Genomic DNA, 12,627 nt, shown 5'->3' on the forward strand with positions numbered 1-12,627 from the left:
GGTGCCGGGCCGTCGGCTCTCGACGCCCCGGCCCCGCCTTGGCTAGCGTCCTCCCGATGAGCGGTGAGCTGCGACCGGTGGACGCCCGTGTGCGGGCACTCGAGTCGATCCTGGTCGAGAAGGGCTACGTCGACCCGGCCGCACTCGACGAGATCATCGAGACCTACCAGCACCGGGTCGGCCCGCGGAACGGCGCGCACGTCGTCGCCCGGTCCTGGACCGACCCGGACTTCGCGGCCCGGCTCGCCGACGACGCGACCGCGGCGGTCGCCGAGCTCGGCTACGGCGGTCGGGGCGGCGAGCACCTCGCCGCGGTGTTCAACTCACCGCGCGAGCACCACCTCGTCGTCTGCACCCTGTGCTCCTGCTACCCGTGGCCGGTGCTGGGCCTGCCCCCGGTCTGGTACAAGTCGCCGGCCTACCGGTCGCGCGCGGTGCTGGACCCGCGCGGCGTGCTCGCCGACTTCGGGACCGTGCTCGACGACGACGTCGCCATCCGGGTGCACGACTCCACCTCCGAGCTGCGCTACCTGGTCGTCCCGCAGCGCCCGGCCGGTACCGACGGCTGGTCCGCCGACGAGCTCGCCGCGATCGTCTCCCGCGACGCCATGATCGGCACCCGGCTGGTGTCGGCGTGAACGGCGCGCACGACCTCGGCGGCGCGATGGGCTTCGGGCCGGTGGAGCCCGAGCCGGAGGACGTCCGGTTCCACGCGGGCTGGGAGTCGCTGGTGCTGGCCCTGACCCTCGCCGCGGCCCGCCCGGGCGGCTGGTCGATCGACGAGTCCCGGCACGCCCGCGAGTCGCTCCCGCCGCCGGTCTACCTGACCCTGACCTACTACGAGATCTGGCTCGCGGCGACCGAGGAGCTGCTGGTCACCCACGGCCTGGTCGGCGCCGACGAGCTCGACGCCGGGCGTTCCCTGCGCCCGCGCGCCGAGGCCCCGGCCGCGCTGGGCGCCGACGACGCCGCCCGGGTGCTGGCCACCGGCGCCCCCACCGAGCGCGACGGCACCGGCCCGCCCCGGTTCGCCCCCGGCGACCGCGTGCGGGCCCGGGTGATGCACCCGCGCGGGCACACCCGGCTCCCCCGCTACGTCCGCGGCCGGTGCGGGACCGTCGAGACCCACCGCGGGACCCACGTGCTGCCCGACGCCCGCGCGCACGGCCACGGCGAGTGCCCGGAGCCGCTCTACACCGTGGTGTTCACCGGCCCCGAGCTGTGGGGCCCGGACGCCGACCCGACCACGACCGTCTCCGTCGACGCCTGGGAGTCCTACCTTGAGCCCGCCTGACGGCCCGATCTTCGACGAGCCGTGGCAGGCGAGCGCGTTCGCGCTGGCCGTGGCCCTGCAGGACACCGGGACGCTGGACCGGCAGGAGTTCGCCGAGACCCTGGGCGCCGAGCTGGACACCGGCCTGGAGTACTGGGACGCCTGGCTCGCCGCGCTGGAGCACCTGCTCGACGGGCTCGGCGTCGCCGACCGCGGCTCGGTCGAGGAGCGGACCGGCGCCTGGCTGCGTGCCGCCGTCGCGACCCCGCACGGCGCGCCGGTCACGCTCGACGCCGACCCGCTGCGCTCCTAGACGACGGCCCACACCAGCGCGGCCGCGGCGAACCCGACGACGGACAGGATCGTCTCCAGCACCGTCCAGGTCATCAGGGTCTGCTTCACCGTCATGTTGAAGTACTTGGCGACGATCCAGAACCCGCCGTCGTTGACGTGGCTGGCGATGATCGACCCGGCCGACACGGCGACGACGATCAGCGCGAGCTGCGGCTGGCTGTAGCCGCCCGCGGCGACGGTCGGGCCGATGATGCCCGCCGTCGTCACGATGGCGACGGTCGCCGAGCCCTGGGCGATCCGCAGCGCCGCGCTGATCAGGTACGCCGAGGCGATCACCGGCAGCCCGATCGCGGTCATCGAGCCGGCCAGTGCGTCGCCGACGCCGGTGGTCTGCAGGACCTTGCCGAAGAACGCCCCCGCCCCGACGACGAGCAGGATCATCCCGACCGGACGCAGCGACTCGCCGGAGATCCGGCCGAGCTCGGCCATCGACGTCCCGCGCCGGATGCCGAGCAGGTACAGCGCGAGCAGCACCGACAGCGTCAGCGCGATGGCCGGGGTGCCGAGCAGCACGAGGACGTCGCGAAGCACCGTGCCCTCGGGGAGCGTCACCCCCGCGACGGTCGCGGCGAGGATGAGCACCAGCGGGACCGCGATGATCGAGGAGATGAGCGCGACCGACGGGGGCGCGGCCACCGCGACCGCGGTCCGCGGGCCGGCCGTCTCCGCGGTGCGGACACCGGCCGTCCCGCCGCCCGGGTCGCCGTCGCCGTCGCCGTCGCCGTCGCCGTTGCCGTCGCCGGTGTCGCGCGCGGAACCGGCCGGGCCGGGGGCCGCGGCCGGGGCGGCCCCGCCGGGCAGGTCCTCGGGCACGCCGACCTGGATCCGCCGCCCGATGAACGAACCCCACCAGACGCCGCTGACCAGCCAGGCGGGGACGCCGCAGAGCAGGCCCATCGCGATCACCCAGCCCATCCCGACGCCGAGCAGCCCGCCCGCGGTGACCGGTCCGGGGTGCGGCGGCAGGAACGCGTGGGTCATCGACAGCCCGGCGAGCATCGGCATCGCATAGAGGACCAGCGAGCGGCCGCCGCGGCGCGCGGCCACGTAGACCAGCGGCGCGAGCACGAAGATGCCGATGTCGAAGAACACCGGGATGCCGAGCACCAGCCCGGTGACACCCATCGCGAGCGGTGCGCCCTTCGGCCCGAACAGCCGGAGCAGCCGTTCGGTCAGGGCGTCCGCGCCACCGGAGCGCTCCATGATCGCGCCGAGCACGGTGCCCAGCCCGATGATCGGCGCGATGTGGCCGAGGATCCCGGCGAAGCCGGTCTCGAACAGCGAGTCCGACGCCTTGATCGGGGTGCCGACGAGGTCGGTGACCGACACGCCCGCGACGAGCGCGACCAGCACGCCGGTGACGATGAGCGCGATGAACGGCTCCAGCCGTAGTCGCATGATCATGATCAGCAGCAGCGCGACGCTGACGGCGGCGAGGGTGAGCAGGCCGCCCGTGTCGTTCTGCAGCCAGTCGAGGAAGGTCATCGTCGTCCTCCGGTGGGGTGGGTGCCCGGTGCGGTCCGGCCGTCGGCCCGGCGGCGCAGCGCGCGGCCGGCGAGCGCGTCGGTGCGCTCCCCGCCGTCGACCGCGAAGGCCCCGTTGACCAGGACGTACGGGATGCCTGCCGCCTGCTGGGCGGGCTCGGCGAAGGTGGCGGTGTCGGTGACGGTGTCCGGGTCGAACACGACCAGGTCGGCGGCCAGGCCCGGCCGGACGCGACCGCGGTCGGCCAGGCGGAGCCGGTCGGCGGCGCGCCCGGTGAGGTGGTGGACGCACTCCTCCAGGGAGAACAGTCCGAGCTCGCGGCAGTAGTGACCGAGGTAGCGGGGGAAGGTCCCCCAGGCCCGCGGGTGCGGCTTCGCACCGACGAGCAGGCCGTCGCTGCCGCCGGTGTGCCGAGGGTGGCGCATGATCGCGCGGACGTTCTCCTCGTGCCCGACGTGCTGCAGGATGCCGGTCCCGAAGTCGTCGCGGAGCAGGATGTCCACGCAGGTGTCGAACGGATCCGCTCCGGTCGCGCCCGCGATGTCGGCGACCGTGCGCCCGACCGTCCCGGCGAGCTCGGGGTTCGTGACCCCGCTGATCTCGATCGTCTCCCACTCGGCGACGACGCCGTGGCAGCCGTCGGAGCCGTGGACCTCCAGGTCCTCGCGGATCCGGGCGAGAGCGGCCGGGTCGCGCAGCCGCTCGCGGGCCGCGTCGAGGCCGCCGGACTGGCACCAGCTGGGCAGGATCGCCGACAGCGTCGTCGCACCCGGCAGGTACGGGTAGGTGTCGAGGGTGATGTCGACGCCACGGGCGACGGCCGCGTCGAGCAGCGTGATCAGCTCCCCCGCCCGGCCCTTGTTCGGGCCGAAGTTGAGCGTGGCGTGGGCCAGGTGCAGCGCGCACCCGGACCGCTCGGCGACGTCGACCATCTCGGCGTAGGCCTCCAGCGCGCCCGCGCCGTAGCTGCGGTGGTGCGGGGAGAAGAAGCCGCCCCGCTCCCCCACCGCGGCGCACAGCGCGGCGAGCTCGGCGCCGTCGGCGTACATGCCGGGGGTGTAGGTGAGCCCGGCCGAGAGACCGACCGCGCCCTGGTCCATGCCGGTGCGGACGGCATCGGCCATCCGGGCGATCTCCGCCCGCGTGGCGGGGCGGTCGTCCCAGCCGCAGACCAGCGCGCGGACGGTGCCGTGCGGGACGAGGTAGGCGGCGTTGCCGGCGATGCCCTCGTCGAGCCGGTCCAGGTACTCCGCGACGGTGCGCCAGGTGAAGAAGTCCGCGCCGGGGTCACCGTTCCAGCCGGCGATCGCGCGGCGCAGCACGGGCAGCACGTCGTCGTCGACGGGGGCGTAGGACAGCCCGTCCTGGCCGAGGACCTCGGTCGTCACGCCCTGGGAGACCTTCGCGAGGTGCGTGGGCTCGGTGAGCAGGCGCAGGTCGGAGTGGGCGTGCATGTCGACGAACCCGGGGGCGACGACCATCCCGTCCACGTCGACGACCCGCCCGGCCCGCCCGGCCCGCCCGGCCGCGTCCGGCCCGACCGCGGCGATCCGGTCGCCCTCGACGAGCACGTCCGCGGTGTACCGGGGCCCGCCGGTCCCGTCGACGACGGTGCCGCCGCGCAGCAGCGTGCCCATCAGAAGAACGTCCGGACGAGCTCGACGACCTGCGGGTCGGGGTCCGTGCCCTCCAGCACCGGGATCCAGCGCCACTTGTCGAACGCGGTGCACGGGTGCGAGAGCCCGAGCCGGACGACCTGCCCGATCCGGACCGGCTCCTCGGTGCGCAGGAACGCGTGCTGGTCGTTGACGGCGGTGACGGTGCCGGTCAGCGGCCGCGAGGGCGCCCCGAGGTCGTCGGCGATCCGCTGCGGCTCGGGCAGCCCCTCGTCGAACGGGACGTCGCGCTTGCCCGCGTCGAGCAGCGCGAGGCCGGGCTCGGGGGTCGACACCACCCGGGCGGTCACGTGCATGGCCGAGCGGAACGGGCGCTGCTCGTCGTCGCGGGCCAGCGGGGAGATGCCGCGGTAGAAGCCGTCGTCGTGGACGAGGTAGGCGCCCGAGCGCAGCACGACGCGGGTGCGCGCGTCGGCGAGCCCGGCCAGCGCGGCGACGACCTGGTCGAAGTAGGCGCTGCCGCCCGCGGTGACCACGACCTCGTCGGTCCCGTAGGACGGGGCGAGCCGGCGGTGCAGCTCGGCGAGGTCGTCGAGGTAGGCGCGGACGGTCGCCAGCGACGCCTCCGACGGGTCGTGCGCGAGCGCCCCCTCGTAGCCGCCGACCCCGGCCAGCGCCAGCGCCGGGCTGGCCACGACGGCCGAGGCCACCCGCTCGGCCTCGGCCAGGGTGCGCGCGCCGGTCCGGCCGCCGGGCGCCCCCAGCTCGACGACGACGGCGAGCGGCCGTGCCGGGGACCCCGCGGCGGTGGTCATCGCGGCGACGGCGTCGACCGAGTCGACCCAGCTCAGCACCTCCAGGTCCGGGTCGGCGTCACGCGCGGCGGCGACGGCCCGCACGCCCGCCGGGTCGACGAGCGCGTTCGCCAGCAGCACCCGTCGCACGCCGGCGTCGATCGCGATCCGCGCCTGCCACGGCGTCGCGACGGTGATCCCCCAGGCGCCGTGGCGCAGCTGCAGGTCCCACAGCGCGGGGGCCATCGTCGTCTTGCCGTGCGGAGCGAGGTCGACGCCGTGCGCGGCACACCAGCCGGCCATCCGCTCGGCGTTGGCGTGCAGGGCCGCCCGGTCGAGGGTGAGGACGGGTGTGGCCAGGTCCGACAGCCGCGGCCCGCCGGCGAGCCACTCGTCGACCGTACCGGGCAGCGGCGGGACCGACTTGGCGTACGGGCCGGGCCGTTCGGCGCCGAGCGACGCGTACCGGAGCATCCCTTTCTCCCCTCTGAGCAGGTACGTTGCGTATTCTGCAGCGCTGGTTGCGTATTTCGGTGCGGCTGTTCTAGCATCGCCGCGACAGATCGGTCAACGACGGCGGAGGAGAACCCAGCAGTGGAAACCCCGGGCCGCAGCGCCGTGGTGTGCTTCGGCGAGGCTCTCGCCCTGGTCCTCGACGCGGCCGCCGTCGACGACCCGCGGGCCCCCGCGCACGCCGCGGGCGCCGAGGTGAACGTCGCGCTCGACCTGGCCGCGGCCGGCGTCGCGGTGGCATGGGTCGGGCGTCTCGGCGACGACCGGCACGGCGCCCTCGTGCAGCACACGCTCGCCGCCGCCGGGGTCGACACCGGCGGGATCGGCGTCGACCCGGACCTCCCGACCGGCCGTTACGCCAAGTCCCCGGCGCCCGACGGCGGCACCGTCATGACCTACCGGCGGTCCGGGTCGGCGGCCTCGGCGGCCGGGCCCGAACTGCTGGAGGTGCCCGCGGTACGCGACCGGATCGCCGTCGCGGACTGGGTGCACGTCGGCGGGATCACCGCGGCCGTGTCGGCGTCCTGCGCGGCCGCACTGGCCGCGCTGCTGGCCCGCCCCCGCCGGTACCGGGTCGTGTTCGACGTGAACTGGCGCGAGCAGATGTGGCCCGACGGCGACCCTGCCCCGGTGGCCGCGCTGGCCGATCGGGCCGACGTCGTACTCGTCGGGGCGGACGAGGCGCGGCGGGTGTTCGGCACCGACGACCCGGCCCGGCTGCGCGCGCTGCTGCCCGGCCCGGAGCTGGTCGTGGTCAAGGACGGCGCCCGGCGCGCACTGGCCGTGCACCGCGACGGTGCGGTCACCGAGCGCGCGGCGCTGGTCGTCGACGTCGTCGAGCCGGTCGGGGCGGGCGACGCGTTCGCCGCCGGGCTGCTCACCGGCCTGGTCCGCGGCGAGGACGTGGGCCGCTGCCTGCGCCGGGGCCACCTCGGTGCCGCCGCGGTGCTCGTCGTTCCCGGCGACTCCGCCGCACCGCTGCCCGAGCACCTGCTCGACCTCGACGACGACGCCTGGGCGACCCTGCGCGTGAGCGCCGACCGGGAGGCCGTGTGAGCACCAGCCTGACCAAGGCGCTGCGGATCCTGGTGGCCCTCGGGGAGGGCCCGGCCTCGCTCGACGAGCTCGCCACGGCGCTCGAGGTGCACAAGACGACCGTCCTGCGGCTGCTGCGCACCCTGGCCGACGAGCACTTCGTGCACCGCGACGACCACCACCGCTACCGGCTCGGCTCGCGGCTGTTCGAGCTGTCCTCGCGCGGGCTGGACCAGCGCGAGGTGCGCACGGTCGCCGCACCGCACCTGCACGCGTTCAACCGGGCCCACGGCCACACCGTGCACCTGTCCGAGCGCGACGACGGCGAGATCGTCTACATCGACAAGCTGGAGTCGCTCGACAACGTGCGCATGGCGTCGCGGGTCGGGCTGCGCGGACCCGTGCACTCCACCGCCGCCGGGAAGGTGCTGCTCGCCGACCTGCCCGCGGCGGAGCGGAACCGGGTGCTCGACGAGGTCGACTTCCCCGCCCGCACCCCGCACACGATCACCGACCGCGACGCCTACCTGGCCGAGCTCGCCCGGGTGCGCGAGCAGGGCTGGGCCCAGGACCGCGAGGAGAACGAGGCCTCGATCAACTGCATCGGGGCGCCGGTCCGCGGACCGGCCGGAACCGCCGTCGCGGCGGTGTCGGTGTCCGTGCCGACCATCGTCGCCGGCTACGACCAGCTGATGGAGCTGGTCCCGTCACTGCTGGCCGTCACCGGGACGATCTCCCGCGACCTCGGCTGGCGCCCGACCCGAGAGGATCCCCCCGCATGACCACCGCCGCCAACGGCACCGTGACCACCACCGACGCGCCCGCCCCCGCGCACACCTTCAGCCAGGGCGTGCGCAAGGGCGGCCTGCTGCAGGTCTCCGGGCAGGGCCCGATGGACCCGGCGACGAAGCAGTACATCGCGCCGGGCGACGTGCACGCCCAGACGCTGCGGACCCTGGAGAACGTCCGCGCGATCCTGGAGGCGGGCGGCGCCTCGGTCGGCGACGTCCTGATGTTCCGCGTCTACCTCACCGAGCGGGAGCACTTCTCCGCGATGAACGACGCCTACGGCGAGTTCGTGTCCCGGCACGTCCCCGACGGTGCCGCGCTCCCCGCCCGCACCACGGTGTTCGTGGGCCTCCCCCACGCCGAGATGCTGGTGGAGATCGACGCCCTGGCCGCCCCGGCCGCCTAGCAACTCGTCGACGACGATCGGGCGTTGCGGAACCGTGCTCCCGGCCACGGGAACGCGACGCCCGAGAGGCGTCGGCCGAGGCCGGGCTTGCTGCTCGCTCAGCGGGCGTAGCGCAGCTCCGCACGCGCCCGGGCCTTCGCCGCCTCCACCTCACGGTCCTTCGGCGGGGCGGTCGTGGTCAGCCCGTCCAGCAGCTCCCGGGTCGCCTCGGCGACGGCGGCGACCGCCCGTTCGAACACCTCGGCGTTGGCCTGCGAGGGCTTCGCCGCCCCGGCGATCTTGCGGACGTACTGCAGCGCCGCGGCGTCCACCTCGTCGGTGGTGGCCGGCGGCTCGAAGTTGTGCAGCGTCCGGATGTTGCGGCACATGGGCACCCCCTGGATACGACGACGGCCCGCCCCGCGACCGTAGCGCGGGACGGGCCGTCGACCGAGTGTGGACTACCGGAGGACGTGCATCGACCCGTCGAGCTCCCCCGCCGCCTGGCGGCGGTTCAGCACCGCGAGGCGGGTGAAGGAGTTGTCGAACGCGTCCTGGGTGAGGCCGCGGTCCCGGTACTCGGTGGCGAGCTGCTCGGCACCGGCCGGGATCGTCCAGGACGCCTCGAAGCCGAGCTCCTTGCGGGCCCGGGCGAAGTCGACCCGGTAGGAGCGCGGGTCGTTGCCGGCCTCACCGGTGATGTTCAGCGTCGAGCCGGGGACGGCGTCGATCACGGCCTGCGCGATCTCGGCGACGGTCCGGTTGTTCGTCTCGGTGCCCACGTTGTAGGCCCGCGCCCGGACGACGTCCGCCGGGGCGCCCAGCGCCGCGACGACCGCACCGGCGATGTCCTCGGCATGCGCGAGCGGGCGCCACGGGGTGCCGTCGGACAGCACGGTGACCTCGCCCGTGAGGATCGCCCGGCCGACCAGGTTGTTCAGCACGATGTCGGCGCGCAGCCGCGGCGAGAACCCGAACGCGGTCGCGTTGCGCATCGAGACCGGCACGAAGTCGGCGTCGGCGAGCTCGGCGAGGTCGTCCTCGACGCGGACCTTCGAGATCGCGTACGGGGTGACCGGCTTGAGCGGGGCGTCCTCGTCGACGAGGTCGTCCCCGGACTGGGCGCCGTACACCGAGCAGGTGGAGGCGTAGACGAAGCGGCCGACACCGGCCTCCTTCGACAGCCGGGCCAGCCGGGTCGACGCGTGGTGGTTGATGTCGTAGGTGATCTCCGGGGCCAGCGAGCCCAGCGGGTCGTTCGACAGCGCCGCCATGTGCACGACGGCGTCGAACCCGGCCAGCTGCTCCACGGTCACGTCGCGGAGGTCGGTGTCGAAGCCCTCGACGTCGGGGGTGTCCAGCGAACCCAGCACGCAGTCCGCGAACAGCCCGGAGTCCAGGCCGGTCACCTCGTGACCCGCGGCCGCCAGCAACGGCGCCATCACGGTCCCGAGGTAGCCCTGGTGCCCGGTGAGCAGTACGCGCATGAATATCCCTTTCTCGGCGGTGTGTGCGGGGTCAGAAACCGTTCGGCTCGGAACCGACCATCGGCGCTGCGGACAGCGTCAGCTTCTGGACGTGGAAGCCCTCGGCGTAGCGGGCGTGGCACTGCACCCCGCGCACGCGGGCCAGGCCGCGGAAGGTCTCGTCGTCGAACCAGGTCCGGTCGCGCTGGCTGCCGTAGTGCTCGTTGAGCTTGGCGATCTTCTCGGTGAGCACCGGCTCGGACAGCGGCAGGAAGACCGTCGGCTGGGCGAGGTCGCCCTCCCACTTGAGGATCTCGTAGCCGAGCGTCAGGTGGTCGCGGAACGCGGTCGGGATCATCTGCGACAGCGTCCGGTGGTCCTGGTGGGCGTCGTGCGGCGACGGGCCGATCACCAGGTCCGGCTCGCTGCGGCTGCGCAGGTCCTCCAGCGCCATCTTCGCCCGCTCCCAGTGCTGCGGGACGCGGCCGTCGGGCAGGTCCATGACGACGACGTCGAGGTGCGCGCCGGGGGTGAACGCGGCCAGTGCGGCCCGCTCCTCCTCCTCGCGCAGCGACCCCGCCCCGGTCAGGACCAGCGCGGTGACCTGCACCCCCGGATAGGCGCGGCACAGCTCCAGGAGCATCCCGCCGGCCCCGATCGGGATGTCGTCACAGTGGGCGCCGAGCAGCAGGATGCGGTCCAGCCGCTCGGGCAACAGGTTCAGCACGGTCTCTCGTTCCCCCCGGAATCGCGGCCTAGTCGCGCTGGTGGCTGCTGCGGTGCATCTCGGCGATCGCGGCCTGCAGCGGGTCCTGGTCGGTCTCGTGGGACTCCCAGAGCATCCACGGTCGCGCGCCGCTCTGGTAGGCCGCCTCCAGCGCGTTGCGCTCCTTGACGGTGTCCGCAGGCTGCCAGAAACCGCGGTGCCGGTAGGCCGACATGCGGCCCTTGCGCGCCAGCGGGGCGGCGGCGTCGGCGATCAGGTCGCAGTCCTTCTCGAGGAAGTCGAAGATCTCCGGCCGGAACATGAGGTAGCCGCCGTTCTCCCAGATCGGCATCTCCTGGAGCGTGGTGATCGACTCGAGCCTGCCGTTGTCGTCGACGTCGACGCAGTGGAACGCCGACTGCGGCGGCACCGCCATCAGCTGCCCGACGGCGTCGGTGCCGGCGAACTGTTCGACCATTCTGTCCAGCGGGGCGTCGGTGAGGACGTCGGCGTAGTTCGCGTGGAACATCTCCTCGTCCTTGACCAGCGCCTTCACCCGGCGCAGACGCTCACCGATCGGCGAGTCCAGACCGGTGTGGACGAACGTGATGTTCCAGTCCTGGATGTCGCTGCCCATGAGCTCGACCTCGCCCTGGTGCAGCACGAAGTCGTTGGACTCGGTCTCGTCGTAGTTGAGGAAGTAGTTCTTGATGTGGTGCGCGCCGTAGCCCAGGCACAGGACGAAGTCCTTGTGGCCGAAGTGGGCGTAGTAGCGCATCACGTGCCAGATCAGCGGGCGCGGCCCCACCGGGTGCATCGGCTTCGGGAGGTCGGACGCGCCATCGCGCATCCGCATGCCGTAACCACCGCAGAACAGGACGACCTTCACGTCAGACCACCTCGAGCGACGGAATCGGGAAGACCAGCGTGCCGCCCCACTCGCGGACGTAGGACAGCTGCTCGGTCAGCTCGGTGCGCAGGTTCCAGGGCAGGATCAGCACGTGGTCGGGGCGGTCCTGCGCGATCCGCTCCGGAGCGAAGATCGGAATTCGGGTGCCCGGCGTTAGCCGCCCGTGCTTGTACGGGTTCCGATCGACCGTGTACTCGAGCAGGTCGGGCCGGATGCCGCAGTAGTTGAGCAGGGTGTTCCCCTTGCCCGGGGCGCCGTAGCCGACGACGCGCTTCCCCCGCCGGCGGGCGTCGATGAGGAACGCCACCAGGTCGTCGCGGATGGTGGAGACGGCCTCGGCGAACCCGTCGTGCCCCTCCGGCGTGTGCAGCCCGGCGGCCGCCTCGGCGGCCAGGACCTCGCGGACCGTCGCGCTCGGCTCACCGGCGACGTCGGCCGGGCGCGCCCACATGCGGATCGAGCCGCCGTGGGTGTCGAGCAGCTCGACGTCGACCAGGGTCAGCCCGCCCGCGGCGAGCGCCCGCTGCCCGGTGAGCAGCGTGTAGTACTGGAAGTGCTCGTGGTAGATCGTGTCGAACTGCTTGCGCTCGACGAGTGTGAGCAGGTGCTGGACCTCGATGGAGACCCAGCCGTCGTCGGCGACCATGGCGCGCAGTCCCTGCGCGAAGCCGACGACGTCGGGGATGTGGGCGAACACGTTGTTGCCGCAGACCAGGTCCGCCGGGCCGTGTTCGGCGCGGACCCGGGCGCCGGTCTCCGGGGTGAGGAACGCGGTGAGCGTCGGGACACCCTGGGCCCGGGCGGCCTCACCGACGTTCACGCTCGGCTCGACGCCCAGACAGCGGATGCCCTTCGCGACGACGTGCTGGAGCAGGTAGCCGTCGTTCGAGGCGACCTCGACGACGAACGAGCCCGTGTCCAGTCCGGCGCGCTCCTGCGCCGAGTCGACGAAACGGCGCGCGTGGTCCACCCAGGACGAGCTGAACGAGGAGAAGTAGGCGTACTCCTCGAACGTCTCCTCCGGACTGATCTCCGGCGGCAGCTGGGCGAGCAGACACGAGTTGCACACCCGCACGTGCAGCGGGAAGGTCTGCTCGGGCTGCTGTGCCGTCTGCTCGGTGAGGAACAGCTCGCAGGGCGGTGTGGCGCCCAGGTCGCAGAAGCTGCGCAGGTCGGTCGTGCCACAGAGACGGCACGTCAACGCGGTTCCGGACCCGATCGACGACGTCGTCCCGGAAGCATCCGTGTTCAGCACGCACGGGAGTGTGTCAACCCGACGCGGATCCGCCGCGCCCGGGGTA

14 protein-coding genes are annotated in these 12,627 nt (G+C 73.7%); 6 read left to right on the forward strand and 8 right to left on the reverse strand.

Features of this window, described 5'->3' with window-relative positions:
* Positions 1 to 56 precede the first annotated feature (56 nt).
* The 3 genes from nthA to KPF22_RS25925 are packed head-to-tail and all read left to right on the forward strand — an operon-like array spanning position 57 to position 1,586.
* Positions 57 to 638 carry a nitrile hydratase subunit alpha gene (gene nthA / locus KPF22_RS25915; RefSeq protein ID WP_178374482.1) on the forward strand — a complete coding sequence of 194 codons (582 nt, stop codon included), beginning with the start codon at positions 57 to 59 and terminating at the stop codon, positions 636 to 638.
* A complete protein-coding gene (gene nthB, locus KPF22_RS25920) occupies positions 635 to 1,294 on the forward strand; it encodes a nitrile hydratase subunit beta (RefSeq protein WP_224403531.1) in 660 nt (219 codons plus the stop codon). The genes nthA and nthB overlap by 4 nt, the downstream gene beginning before the upstream one ends.
* Positions 1,281 to 1,586: a nitrile hydratase accessory protein gene (locus KPF22_RS25925; protein WP_224403532.1), complete on the forward strand. Its 306-nt coding sequence runs from the start codon at positions 1,281 to 1,283 to the stop codon at positions 1,584 to 1,586. The genes nthB and KPF22_RS25925 overlap by 14 nt, the downstream gene beginning before the upstream one ends.
* Here the strand turns inward: KPF22_RS25925 and KPF22_RS25930 are convergent.
* The 3 genes from KPF22_RS25930 to KPF22_RS25940 are packed head-to-tail and all read right to left on the reverse strand — an operon-like array spanning position 1,583 to position 5,996.
* Entirely contained in the window at positions 1,583 to 3,112 is a 1,530-nt protein-coding gene (locus KPF22_RS25930) for a GntP family permease (protein WP_224403533.1), read from the reverse strand. The genes KPF22_RS25925 and KPF22_RS25930 overlap by 4 nt on opposite strands.
* Positions 3,109 to 4,749 (reverse strand): amidohydrolase family protein, encoded by a 1,641-nt coding sequence (locus KPF22_RS25935; RefSeq protein ID WP_224403534.1) that lies wholly within the window; start codon positions 4,747 to 4,749, stop codon positions 3,109 to 3,111. The genes KPF22_RS25930 and KPF22_RS25935 overlap by 4 nt, the downstream gene beginning before the upstream one ends.
* Complete coding sequence (locus KPF22_RS25940; RefSeq protein WP_224403535.1) at positions 4,749 to 5,996, reverse strand: amino acid deaminase; 1,248 nt, start codon at positions 5,994 to 5,996, stop codon at positions 4,749 to 4,751. The genes KPF22_RS25935 and KPF22_RS25940 overlap by 1 nt, the downstream gene beginning before the upstream one ends.
* A 120-nt stretch (positions 5,997 to 6,116) precedes the next feature.
* Between KPF22_RS25940 and KPF22_RS25945 the strand changes: the two genes are divergently transcribed.
* Genes KPF22_RS25945 through KPF22_RS25955 form a run of 3 tightly spaced genes read left to right on the forward strand, consistent with a single transcriptional unit; the run spans position 6,117 to position 8,265 of the window.
* A complete protein-coding gene (locus tag KPF22_RS25945) occupies positions 6,117 to 7,091 on the forward strand; it encodes a sugar kinase (RefSeq protein WP_224403536.1) in 975 nt (324 codons plus the stop codon).
* Complete coding sequence (locus tag KPF22_RS25950; protein WP_208818784.1) at positions 7,088 to 7,852, forward strand: IclR family transcriptional regulator; 765 nt, start codon at positions 7,088 to 7,090, stop codon at positions 7,850 to 7,852. The genes KPF22_RS25945 and KPF22_RS25950 overlap by 4 nt, the downstream gene beginning before the upstream one ends.
* Positions 7,849 to 8,265, forward strand: a complete 417-nt coding sequence (locus tag KPF22_RS25955; protein ID WP_167379109.1) for a RidA family protein — start codon at positions 7,849 to 7,851, stop codon at positions 8,263 to 8,265. Before KPF22_RS25950 ends, KPF22_RS25955 begins: the two co-directional genes overlap by 4 nt.
* Before the next feature lie 98 nt (positions 8,266 to 8,363).
* Here the strand turns inward: KPF22_RS25955 and KPF22_RS25960 are convergent, their stop codons facing one another.
* The 5 genes from KPF22_RS25960 to KPF22_RS25980 all read right to left on the reverse strand — a co-directional run bounded on the left by KPF22_RS25960 (position 8,364) and on the right by KPF22_RS25980 (position 12,581).
* Entirely contained in the window at positions 8,364 to 8,633 is a 270-nt protein-coding gene (locus tag KPF22_RS25960) for a DUF2277 domain-containing protein (protein WP_178374489.1), read from the reverse strand.
* Between the two features lie 72 nt (positions 8,634 to 8,705).
* Positions 8,706 to 9,731, reverse strand: a complete 1,026-nt coding sequence (locus KPF22_RS25965; protein ID WP_224403537.1) for an NAD(P)-dependent oxidoreductase — start codon at positions 9,729 to 9,731, stop codon at positions 8,706 to 8,708.
* Between the two features lie 31 nt (positions 9,732 to 9,762).
* On the reverse strand, positions 9,763 to 10,437 hold the full coding sequence (locus KPF22_RS25970; protein WP_062400266.1) for a PIG-L deacetylase family protein: 675 nt from the start codon (positions 10,435 to 10,437) through the stop codon (positions 9,763 to 9,765).
* A gap of 28 nt (positions 10,438 to 10,465) precedes the next feature.
* Positions 10,466 to 11,305: a sugar phosphate nucleotidyltransferase gene (locus KPF22_RS25975; protein ID WP_208818782.1), complete on the reverse strand. Its 840-nt coding sequence runs from the start codon at positions 11,303 to 11,305 to the stop codon at positions 10,466 to 10,468.
* 1 nt (position 11,306) lies between these two features.
* Complete coding sequence (locus KPF22_RS25980) at positions 11,307 to 12,581, reverse strand: class I SAM-dependent methyltransferase (protein ID WP_224403538.1); 1,275 nt, start codon at positions 12,579 to 12,581, stop codon at positions 11,307 to 11,309.
* Positions 12,582 to 12,627 lie beyond the last annotated feature (46 nt).

Origin of the sequence: Pseudonocardia sp. ICBG1034, assembly GCF_020131375.1 — a bacterium.
Classification (GTDB): domain Bacteria; phylum Actinomycetota; class Actinomycetes; order Mycobacteriales; family Pseudonocardiaceae; genus Pseudonocardia; species Pseudonocardia alni.